Annotated in this window: 9 protein-coding genes; 3 read left to right on the forward strand and 6 right to left on the reverse strand. The window is 73.9% G+C overall.

What is annotated here, in order from left to right:
- Both M4J07_RS43930 and M4J07_RS43935 read right to left on the reverse strand, forming a co-directional pair.
- Positions 1–1,524, reverse strand: a 1,524-nt coding sequence (locus M4J07_RS43930) for a substrate-binding domain-containing protein (protein ID WP_255982207.1), incomplete at its 3' end; no start/stop codon positions are given.
- Between the two features lie 126 nt (positions 1,525–1,650).
- The gene (locus M4J07_RS43935; RefSeq protein ID WP_255982209.1) at positions 1,651–2,118 is read right to left on the reverse strand and encodes a hypothetical protein; all 468 of its coding nucleotides are present in this window, start codon (positions 2,116–2,118) and stop codon (positions 1,651–1,653) included.
- A 275-nt stretch (positions 2,119–2,393) separates the two neighbouring features.
- On the opposite strand from M4J07_RS43935, the gene M4J07_RS43940 reads away from it, so the two are divergent.
- The gene (locus M4J07_RS43940) at positions 2,394–3,332 is read left to right on the forward strand and encodes a GlxA family transcriptional regulator (RefSeq protein ID WP_255982211.1); all 939 of its coding nucleotides are present in this window, start codon (positions 2,394–2,396) and stop codon (positions 3,330–3,332) included.
- Between the two features lie 111 nt (positions 3,333–3,443).
- The gene (locus M4J07_RS43945) at positions 3,444–3,830 is read left to right on the forward strand and encodes a hypothetical protein (RefSeq protein ID WP_255982213.1); all 387 of its coding nucleotides are present in this window, start codon (positions 3,444–3,446) and stop codon (positions 3,828–3,830) included.
- A gap of 13 nt (positions 3,831–3,843) precedes the next feature.
- On the opposite strand, the gene M4J07_RS43950 is transcribed toward M4J07_RS43945, so the two are convergent.
- A complete protein-coding gene (locus tag M4J07_RS43950) occupies positions 3,844–4,803 on the reverse strand; it encodes an NAD-dependent epimerase/dehydratase family protein (protein ID WP_255982215.1) in 960 nt (319 codons plus the stop codon).
- Positions 4,804–5,012: 209 nt separating this feature from the next.
- Between M4J07_RS43950 and M4J07_RS43955 the strand changes: the two genes are divergently transcribed.
- Positions 5,013–5,396: a hypothetical protein gene (locus tag M4J07_RS43955; RefSeq protein ID WP_255982217.1), complete on the forward strand. Its 384-nt coding sequence runs from the start codon at positions 5,013–5,015 to the stop codon at positions 5,394–5,396.
- Here the strand turns inward: M4J07_RS43955 and M4J07_RS43960 are convergent.
- From M4J07_RS43960 to M4J07_RS43970, 3 genes are all read right to left on the reverse strand, one after another.
- Positions 5,383–6,015: a DUF6629 family protein gene (locus M4J07_RS43960; RefSeq protein ID WP_255982220.1), complete on the reverse strand. Its 633-nt coding sequence runs from the start codon at positions 6,013–6,015 to the stop codon at positions 5,383–5,385. The two genes, M4J07_RS43955 and M4J07_RS43960, sit on opposite strands and share 14 nt — an antisense overlap.
- Positions 6,016–6,060: 45 nt before the next feature.
- A complete protein-coding gene (locus M4J07_RS43965) occupies positions 6,061–7,476 on the reverse strand; it encodes an FAD-binding oxidoreductase (protein ID WP_255982223.1) in 1,416 nt (471 codons plus the stop codon).
- Positions 7,477–7,576: 100 nt separating this feature from the next.
- Positions 7,577–10,157, reverse strand: a 2,581-nt coding sequence (locus tag M4J07_RS43970; RefSeq protein WP_255982226.1) for a helix-turn-helix transcriptional regulator, incomplete at its 5' end; no start/stop codon positions are given.

Here is a 10,157-nt window from a genome sequence, read left to right on the forward strand (position 1 = left end):
CCGCAGGCCGACGGGTGTCCCGCACGGCAGGTGGCCGTGGGTGGCGACGACGCCCTTGCCGGTGCCGTTGTCCACGGCGTACGCGAGGAAGCTGGAGGCCAGCGAGTCCGCGGGCGGCCGTCCGTAGGTGTAGGCGTACTCGATCTCGCGGTACGGGTAGCCGCTGGAGTCGAGGCGGTCCGGGTCGGGCGTCCGGCCGTCGAGGGTGAGCCGGTGCAGTCCGTGCGGGGCGTCCGGCGGCGACGCGGCCCGCAGCTCGCTGTAGCCGAGCGCGCCCGGGGTCCGGGCGACGGTGTCGAGGACCTGCTCGGTGGAGTCCAGTTCGCAGCGGAGCAGCGGGGCCGTGCGGACGGTGCGGTTGACGCAGTCGTCCGACGACGCCGGCGGTTCGTCCGAGCCCGCCAGCACCCGGGCGGTCAGCGCGGAGCGGGTGCCGGAGCCCGAGGTCCGGCTGACCAGGACGACCGGCAGGTCGGGGCCGCCGAGCCGGGACCAGTTGCGGATCTCGCCCCGGTACAGCCGGCGCACGTCGGCCACGGAGAGGTTCGTGAGGCGCACGTCGTCGTGGACGACGAGCGTGAACAGGGAGACCGCGATGCGGCTCTCGCCGAGCCGGGTGTAGCTTGCCGGGCGCGGCCCGTCCGAGAACGCGACGACCGTCGCCCCCTGCTCGGGTCGGCCACCGGACAGGGCGAGTTCGCGGACCCCGGTGCGGCTGCCGTGCGCGGCGACCGTGATGTCGGGTTCGCCGCCGCAGTGGTCCCGGTACTTCTGCGCGAGCTCGGTCAGGACGGGGGCGAACGCCGTGGATCCGGTCAGCCGGAGCGTGCCCGTCTCGCAGTCGTCCGGCAGCGGCCCGGGCAGCAGCAGGGGCAGCGTGGTCGCGGCCATCAGGGCGAGACCGAGCACGACGGTGGTCCAGCGGGCCTGGCGGCTGAACACCGGTGGCTTCTCGTCCGGGGTGAGGCTGTGGTTCTCGTGCAGCTTCCCGTCCTTGAGGTCACCGGTGACGGTGACCTCGTCGCCCTCCTGCCCGCCCGTGAGCAGCACCAGGATCTTGTAGTGGGCGCCCGGCTTGAGCGGCACCCGGGGGATGCGCAGGGTGCCGGGCGCGGCCACGTGCAGACCGGGCTGGTTCTCGAAGTAGCCCATCAGGTTGGCGTGTTCGTCGGGCAGCGTGACGTCCTGCGCCTGGATGCGGCGGCCCGGGAACTCGGCGGTGAGCCCGTACTGCGTCGACGGGTCGATGTAGTCGGACTCCTCGATGTGCCGGGAGCCGTCGTTCTCGATGCGCAGCAGCACGAGCGTGGCGTCGCGCATCGCGGGCAGGTCGTTGAAGAGTCCGAGCCGTGCGTCGACCGGTTCCGGCACCGGGCCGTTGTGCCCTATGGCGATGTCCATCTGCTTGCGGAAGCCGATGCGTCTGCTGCGTCTGGCCCGCCAGTTGGTGGCGAACGGCGCGACGACGGAGACGACACCGAGGAGCAGGCCCGCGGCCGTGAAGGTGATGTCGAGCCAACTCATGGACCGACGATACGGATGCGCCGGGGTACTCCGGCGCATCCGCAGAGGAGCTTCGCGGACTGTTCGTCGGGAGTTCAACTACGGTGTACGGGCACGGAGTTCAGGAACCGTGCCGGGGGCGTCGGATCAGGCTCCGGTGGTGGAACCGGGTCGGACGATCATCAGGACGGTGACGGTGGCCCACAGCAGGTTGAACACACCGGCCGACATGGAGAGTTGAGCGGCCGGCCGGGGCGGCGGACCGGATCCGGGCTCCTCGACGGCGGCCAGCGCCGCCTCCTGCGCGGGCAGGATCCACAGCATCAGCACGGCGGCGGCGGCCGTCGTCAGCACGATGGAGGCGATCAGCCACGCACTGCCCAGGACGCCGAGGCTGCTCGCCGTGGCGAACCCGGTCAGCGGCACCGCGACACCGACCGCCGCGTAGACCCGGCAGATGCGGTGCAGGGTCCGCAGGGCCGGCGGTGCATCGGCCTCGCCCGGGGGACCGAGCGCGCTGCGCAGGGACGCGGGGAACATGCTCGCCGCGACGGCGACCGGGCCCACGGCGAGCACGGCGGCCAGGACGTGCAGGGAGAGAAGGAACTTCGTCATGGTCAGCGACTCGCCCCGTCGCCGTCGTGCGGAGAGCGGGGTGTTCGGCGGACGGCGCGGACGTGCATGGAGGAGTTCCTTCGTGTGCGACAGCCCGGACCTCGCCGGGTTCGCCCCTGACGCTATGCAGTCACCGACCACCGTCCCAGTGGCATTAATGACATCCATCAACGGGATAGCGACAGACGTACTGAACAGCAGATGGGGCGGCTCATCCGCATATGAAGCAACCTCAACCGTCTGTCGCCAATCCGTTGAAGGGGTATGTTCTCGCGATGCACACCGTCGCCGTCCTCGCCCTGGACCAGGTGATCCCGTTCGATCTGTCCACCCCGGTCGAGGCGTTCACCCGCACCCGTCTGCCGGACGGCCGGCCCGGCTACCAGGTGCGCGTCTGCGGCGAGCGGCCCGAGATCGACGCGGGGACCTTCACCATCCGGACGCACCGAGGTCTGGAAGGGCTGCGGGGCGCGGACACGATCATCGTGCCCGGCACCGCCCGGCCCACCGCCCCGCTCGCCCCCGCCGTGCGGGACGCGCTGCGGGCGGCCGCGGCCGACGGCACCCGGATCGCGTCGATCTGCGTCGGCACGTTCCCCCTCGCGGCCACCGGCCTCCTCGACGGGCTGCGCGTCACGACGCACTGGATCGCCGCGGACCTGCTGGCCGCCACCTACCCCGGCGTCAAGGTCGACCCGGACGTCCTCTACGTCGACAACGGCCAGTTCCTCACCTCGGCCGGCGCCGCCGCCGGCCTCGACCTGTGCCTGCACATGATCCGCCGCGACTACGGCTCCGCCGTGGCCGCCGACGCCGCCCGGCTGTCCGTCATGCCGCTCGAACGGGAGGGCGGACAGGCGCAGTTCATCGTCCACCCGCAGGCACCCACCCCGCAGGGCTCCTCCTTCGAACCCCTGCTGAGCTGGCTCCAGGACAACCTGGGCCGCGAGCTCTCGCTGACCGACATCGCCGCCCACGCGGGCGTCAGCACCCGCACCCTGATGCGCCGCTTTCGCGAACAGACCGGCACCACACCGCTGCAGTGGCTGCACCGCGCGCGGATCCGCCGGGCGCAGCACCTCCTGGAGACCACCGGGCATTCGGTGGAGCGGATCGCCGGACAGGTCGGCTTCGGCTCACCCACCGCGTTCCGCGACCGCTTCAAGCGCACCACGGGCGTCAGCCCCCAGGCCTACCGCCGCACGTTCAGCTGACCGCCTGCTTCGCCCACACTCCGCGTAACTCCTGATCTTGGTGCGCGTTGGTCTGCCGGAGCCGGGCCCGGTTCCGCACCAACCGAACACGCAACCCGTTCAGGAGCCCCCATGTCTGCCGTCGTCAAGAAGATCGTCTCCGGATTCGGCGCGGTGGCGGCCGCGCTCGGCTGCCTCGTCGTCGCGGGACCGCCGGCCGTCGCCGACGGCAAGTGGTGCAACAACGCCGTGTGCATCGAGACGTACGACACCGGCACCTATCTGGGCCGCGTCGAGGTGTCCGTCATCAACACCAACCAGCCGCACACCATCAGCGCCCGCGTGTGGACCACCGACGGCTGGAGCGCCACGACGAAGACCGAGGACGTCGCCGCGTTCCGCACTTACCGCGACCAGGCCTACCCGCAGCGGCACTTCGCGGCCGGCACCCGGCTGTGCGCCGAGGGGTTCCGCGGCGGCGACAGTGTGGGCCTGCCCTGTGTGACGATCACCAACTGACGCGTCACGTAGGTCAATTGGCGTCGGACCCGCCGCTCAGCAGTGCGCCGTACCAGGCGACGGTGGCGTCCAGCGCCTCCGGCAGCGGGACGGGAACCGCGCCGAAGTGCCGCTCGAAGGCCGTCGAGTCCATGATCTGCGGCTCGGTGTGCTGGTAGAACATCTCGGCGTACTCGGCCATGAACTGCTCGTCGAACGGCCCGAAGGGGCGGGCCTCGGGCACCGCCGTCAGCCGCAGCGGCCGTCCGGCCCGCTCCTCGACCATCCGCAGCACCTCCCGCGTGGTGGCGGCCGGCGCCGTCGGCAGGTGCCAGACGCGGCCGTCGCCGTCGGCCCGCTCACCGAGCGTGGCGAGCCCGGCGGCGACGTCGCCGATGTACGTGTAGCTGTGCGGCAGGTCGATGTCGCCGAGGGCCGGCACCTCGCCCCCGGTCAGCGCGGCGGGGAACACGGCGCCGCCGAGCGTGGAGTTGAGGACGGTCGGGCCGAAGAAGTCGGCGGAGCGGGCGAGCACGACGCGGGCGCGGCCCGCGCGGTGCGCCGTCAGGTACCGCTCGTCGAGGTCGGCGCGCATCCGGCCCTTGCGCGTCGTGGCGTGCCAGGGGGAGTCCTCCGTCATCACGGCGCCGCCGGTCTCGCCGTAGGGGTACAGGGTGTCGAGGACGACGAGGCGCGCCCCGCTCTCCTCCACGGCCCCGAGCACCGCCTCCTGTATCCGCGGCATCACCTCGACCTGGAGGTGGTAGGCGACGTTCACGCAGTGGTACACGACGGCGGCCCCGGCCACCGCCGCCCGCGCGCCCTTCTCGGTGCTGACGTCGGCCGCGTACCGCTCGACGCCTGCGGGTGCCGTCCCCTCGCCCTTGCGGTCGACGAGCCGGACCGGGTGGCCGCGGCGGGCGAGCTCCTCGGCGAGCGCGGTTCCGGCGGGGCCCGAGCCGAGGACGGTGTGCAGCGGTGCGGTGCTGGTCATGGCGGATCCCTTCGACGGCCGCGGGGCGGCCGTGCGTGTCATCGCTGGAGCGTGATCACTCATCGCGTCTGTTAGAGACTGTAACTGTCGCGATGGGTGCTAGCAAGAATCCCTGGTGGGCGGCTGCCCGGAGCGGGACTGGGCCGGCCGGGGGACTCCCGCTGCGTGGACCGCCCGGCCGTCGGCGCGCGACTGATAGCCGTGGACGCATGACGCACTCGAAGAGACTTCTCCGCTCGGCGTTCGGCGCCGTGATCCTCGCCGTCGCGGGTCTGGCGACCGCACACACCCCGGCCGTCGCCGCGGGCTGCAACTCCGGTGCGGGCGCACCCGTTCAGGGACCGCCCGGCACGGTCTCCGCCCAGGCGTGGAGCACGGGCTGCGAGAACAACTGGACGTTCCGCGCCGTCCTGCAGAGTTCCCGCTGGTACGGCTGGGCCGACGACGCCGAGCAGACCTGGATCGGCAGCGGCAGCCCGACGCTCAGCGCGGGCTGCGCGGGCGTCCACGACCACCGCGTGATCCTCTTCTGGAACAGCGGCCCGGCGCAGGGCCAGCAGATCAGCCCGGTCAGCAACCTCAACTGCGGCTGACCGCAGGGGGTCCGCCCCGCAGCCAGCCGTAGAGGACCACCGAGCACAGCGCGGCGCAGGCGCACCACGTGGAGATGAACTCCCAGCGCCACAGCGCCGCGCACCCGGCGGCGCCGACCGCGACCAGACCGCCGAGCAGCACCAGGCCCGCCTCGCCGGACAGCAGCAGCGAGCCGATCGTCGCCAGCAGATAGCCGCCGACGAGCCACCCCGCGTGCGGCAGCCCGATCGCATAGCCCATCGTGTGCCCCCGGACCTCGGCCGTCACGGTCGTGGCCGCCAGGACGTACGCGAGGACGGCGGACGTGACCACGCCCGCCGCCACCGGCACGAGCAGCCGGCGGCGCGCCCGGGGCGGTGCCGCGCAGAGCACCGCGAGCGGCACCCACAGCGGCAGCAGCGGCAGCGCGATCACCGCCCAGGCGACGGTGGCGGGGCCGCTGCCGCCACCGTCGTTCCAGATCACCGCCTCGATGAGCTGATGCGCCCCCAGCAGCAGGGGCAGCGCCGCCAGCGGCACGGCGCGCGGCCGGGTGCGGGCCGCCCGCGTCACGCAGGCGACCCCCACGGCGGTCACCGCCGTGCCCGCCACCAGATCGGCCGTCGCACTCCAGCACATGCGGCCACGCTACGGTCCGGCCGGGTGCGCGGCACGGCGGATGCGCTACGGGCGGGCCTCGTAGCGGGCGGCCGGATCCGGCTCGACGTTCTGGTTGTGCCGGAAGACGTTGTCCGGGTCGAGGGCGGCCTTGATCCGGGCGAGGCGCGCGTAGTTGCCCCGGTAGCTGGCGCGGACCCGTTCCTGGCCCTCGTCCATCATCATGTTCACGTACGCGCCGCCGGCCGAGTACGGGTGCAGCGCCTCGAAGTAGTCGACGGTCCAGCGCTTGATGAGCTCGGCGTTCGCCGGGTCCGGGTCGACGCCCGCGTAGACGCTCGCCCAGCGCGCGTCCCGGTAGCTGAACGCGGTGTCCGAGGGGCGCAGGTCGTGGGCCGCCCCGTCGATCGGGTACAGGTGCATCGTCGACTGCATCGACGGTGTCTGCGGACCGAACTTGGCGTGCAGCGCGACGGCGTCGTCCGGGACGTCGTGGACGAAGTCCGCCCGCCAGTACCACTGGTCACCGGGCGGGTAGAGCCCGTCGAACATGGTCTGGAGCGCCGGGTGCGGCAGCGGTCCGACCGCATGCAGCAGCGGCGCGGGCAGCGCGTCGAGCAGCGGCGCCATCGCCCGGTCGGCCGCCTCCGGGGCGCCGCTCGTGTGGCACCAGACGACGCCGCACACCTTGCGCAGGTGCAGTTCCCCGGGGAACGGCGGGGCGGGCGGCACCGTGCCGTAGAGGAAGAAGCCGTTCACGTCGCGCGGCACGGACGGCAGGAACTCCCGGTAGGCGGCGAGGACTTCGGCGCCCTGCTCGGCCGGCCAGAAGGTGGGGCCCGCCACGACGGTGCTCACCTCGTGGAGCCGGAACGTGAACTCGGTGACGACGCCGAAGTTGCCGCCGCCGCCACGGATCGCCCAGTACAGATCCTGGTTCTCGTCGGCGTCGGCGCGCACCCGGGAGCCGTCGGCCAGGACCACCCGCGCCGCGACGATGTTGTCGACGGTCAGGCCGCAGCGCCGGGTGAGGTGGCCGAGGCCGCCGCCGAGCGCGAGACCGCCGACGCCCGTGGTGGAGATGATGCCGCTGGGCGTGGCCAGACCGTGCTCGTGCGTCGCCGCGTCGACCTGGCCCCAGGTGGCGCCGCCGCCCACCCGGACCGTGCGGGCCGCCGCGTCCACCCCGACTTCGTGCAGCGGCGACAGGTCGGCGACCACACCGCCCTCGCAGGTGCCGAGGCCCGCACCGTGGTGGCCGCCGCCGCGCACCGCGAGCGGCAGCGCGTGCCGCCGTGCGAAGCCGATGACCAGGGCGACGTCGTCGGCGCTCGCGCAGCGCGCCACGAGGGCGGGCCGCCGGTCGATCATCCCGTTGTACACGGCGCGCGCCTGCGGATAGCCCGGATCGTCAGGGCCGATCAACTCGCCCTGGAACGCGCCGAGTTCCTTGCGGGCCGCGTTTGCCGGTGTGCTCGTCATGGGGTCCCCCGGAACGAAACGGTTGTGGTCGGCCCGTTCTACGGCGGCGGCGCACGCCCCGGCATCCGTGCCGGCCACCCACCTCGGGCCCGGGATCTACCTAGGTTTCGTCCCGGGACAGCAGCCCGAGTTCCACCGCACGCCGGGCCGCGGCCCGCCGCGTGGGCGCGTCGAGCTTCTCCAGGACCGCCCGCACGTGGTTGTCGACGGTGCGTACGGAGACCACCAGCCGGTCGGCGATCTCGGGGTTGGTCATTCCGTCCACCAGGCACCGCACGACCTGCAGTTGACGGTCCGTCAGGCCGGCCGGATTGCGCCGGGTCGCCGCGTGCGGGCCGCGCGGGACGCGCCGTACACCGAGCTCGCGCAGCTCGGCGCGGACCAGCCGGGCCAGCGGGACCGCGCCCAGGCCGTCCAGGGTGGTGAGCGCGCCCAGTTTGACCGCCGGGTCCGGGCTCTCCGCGAGGGCAGCCGCGTGCTCGTACGGGCACCCGGCGTCCCGCCACAGCCGTGCGGCCTTGTCCCACTGGCCCGCGGCCTGCAGTGCGTAGGGGTGGCCCGAGTCGTCCGGCGGCACCGGCCTGCCCGCCTTCGTGAGCCAGTAGCCGAGTTCGGCGCGGTGCGGCGGCGCGGCGAGGCGGCGGGCTCTGGCGTGCACCCACTCGGCCGCCGCGACCACCCCGGCCCGGTCCCCGCGCAGCCACGCCGCCTCCGCCCGGGCGGCCGCGACCGGACCGGTGCGCTGCAGCTCGCGGGTGCCGAGCGCGATCTGCCAGGCCTGGTCGAGGAGTTCGGTGCCGCCGGTGTCGCCGCGCCGGATCCGCACCCGGGCCAGGACGGTGAGCGCGGGGCAGCGGGCGGGCGGGAACACGTCCGCGCCCAGCCGCGCGTACCGCTCGGCCGTCGTCCAGTCGCCCGCCGCGAACTTCCGCAGCGCCAGCTCCACCTGGAGGTACGTGAGGAACCCCAGGTACTCGGCGCGGTCAGCCAGCTCGATGGCGGGGGAGAGGAAGCGGTCCGCCTCGTCGAAGCGCAGCAGATCGAGCAGGAACCAGATGATGTTGGCGTAGGCGCGGCACGCGTGCTCCACCTCGCCGGCGCCGAGCGCGACCTCCAGGCTCTCCTCCAGCTGCTGCTGCCCCGACGGGTCCCCGGAGCGCCAGCGGGCGCTGCCGACGTTGTTCAGCGCGTGCGAGAGGATCGCCGCGTCGCCCGCCGCCCGGGCCAGGACGATGGCCCGCTCGCCGAACTCGATGGCCCGCCCGTTCTCGTCGGACAGCATGCGCAGCTGTGCCGTGTTGCTGAGCGCGAGCGCCAACAGCCGTTCGTCACCGGCCCGTTCGAGGACGCGGAGTGCCTCGCGCGCCGCCGACTGCGCCGCGTCGGCGTCCCCGGCCCACCAGTGGATCCGGGACAGCCAGCGCAGATCGGCGCCGAGCGCGCGCAGGTCCCCGAGGCCCCGGCGCAGCTCCACCGCGTCGCGCTGCGCGGCGACGGCCGCCCCCGAGTCGCCGATGGTGTAGCTCTCCACGGCGAACTGCTCCAGCAGATCGGCCAGTTCGCGCGGGCCGTAGTGCTCGCGCCGGTGCAGCACCAGGCGCAGATGGGCGGCCGCCTCGCGGTGCGCGCCCGCGCGTGCCGCGTCCCGCGCGGCGCCGGGGCCGAACCGGGCGATCGCGTCCAGGTCCCCGGCCGCCGCCGCGTGGTGCACGATCCGGGAGCGGTCGGTGTCCGGCGCCGCCATCAGTGCCGCCAGCACCGCACGGTCGAGGGCGATGCGGCGCGCCGCGGGCAGCGAGTCGGCCACGGCCCGCCGGATGATCTCGTGCCGGAACGCCACGCGGTCGGCCGTCACCTCCAGGAGCCCGTGCTGCTCCGCCGCGGCGAGCGCGCCGTCCGCGCCCGGCAGCAGCGCGTCGACCAGGGACCGCTGCACCGCGGAGGGGACCACCGCCAGCTGTTCGAGGGCGTCGCGCGCGGCGTCGTCGAGCCCGCGCAGCCGCGCCAGGACCGCGTCGACGACCGTCGGTGGCACCTCGCCGGTGCCGCCCGCCGCCACGACCTCGGCGACGTAGAACGGATTGCCGGACGTCACCGCGTACACCTGGGCGGGGTCCAGGGACGCGGTCTCGCTCAGCGTCGTGACCGCGTCCCGGGAGAGCCGGGCCAGGGGCAGCCGGTGCACGCGGGCCGCGCCCGACACCTGCCCGAGCAGCTGGCGCAGCGGGTGGCCGCGGCTCAACTCGTCGTCCCGGTAGGTCAGGACGACCACCGCGGGCAGCCGCTCCACCCGGCGCACGAGGTAGCGCAGGGCGTCGAGCGAGGCGTCGTCGGCCCAGTGGACGTCCTCCACGACCAGCACCGTGGGATGCGGGGCGCGCGCGAGTTCGGCGTGCAGGGCCTCGTAGACCCGCTGCCGGTCGCCGGCGTCCCGGACCGCCCGGGCCAGCTCGGTGCCGATCCGGCCGACGAGGTCGCGCAGCGGGCCCAGCGGGCGGCCGGTGGTGAGATCGTCGCAGTGGCCGACGAGCAGCCGGGCCTCGGTGGGCAGCACCCCGGGCAGCGCCCGCACCAGGCTCGACTTGCCGATCCCGGCCTCGCCGAGCACGAGCACCACGGAACCGGCGCCGCCCACGGCGTCCCGTACGGCGGCGGCCAGTCGGTCCAGTTCGAGATCCCGT

This window comes from Streptomyces longispororuber, assembly GCF_024448165.1.
Classification (GTDB): domain Bacteria; phylum Actinomycetota; class Actinomycetes; order Streptomycetales; family Streptomycetaceae; genus Streptomyces; species Streptomyces longispororuber_A.

What these genes read in the sequence shown, in the direction of transcription:
- M4J07_RS43935 (WP_255982209.1), bottom strand. Translation starts at nt 2,118, where the DNA reads ATGACGAAGTTCCTTCTCTCCCTGCACGTCCTGGCCGCCGTGCTCGCC.
- M4J07_RS43940 (WP_255982211.1), top strand. Translation starts at nt 2,394, where the DNA reads ATGCACACCGTCGCCGTCCTCGCCCTGGACCAGGTGATCCCGTTCGAT.
- M4J07_RS43945 (WP_255982213.1), top strand. Translation starts at nt 3,444, where the DNA reads ATGTCTGCCGTCGTCAAGAAGATCGTCTCCGGATTCGGCGCGGTGGCG.
- M4J07_RS43950 (WP_255982215.1), bottom strand. Translation starts at nt 4,803, where the DNA reads ATGACCAGCACCGCACCGCTGCACACCGTCCTCGGCTCGGGCCCCGCC.
- M4J07_RS43955 (WP_255982217.1), top strand. Translation starts at nt 5,013, where the DNA reads ATGACGCACTCGAAGAGACTTCTCCGCTCGGCGTTCGGCGCCGTGATC.
- M4J07_RS43960 (WP_255982220.1), bottom strand. Translation starts at nt 6,015, where the DNA reads ATGTGCTGGAGTGCGACGGCCGATCTGGTGGCGGGCACGGCGGTGACC.
- M4J07_RS43965 (WP_255982223.1), bottom strand. Translation starts at nt 7,476, where the DNA reads ATGACGAGCACACCGGCAAACGCGGCCCGCAAGGAACTCGGCGCGTTC.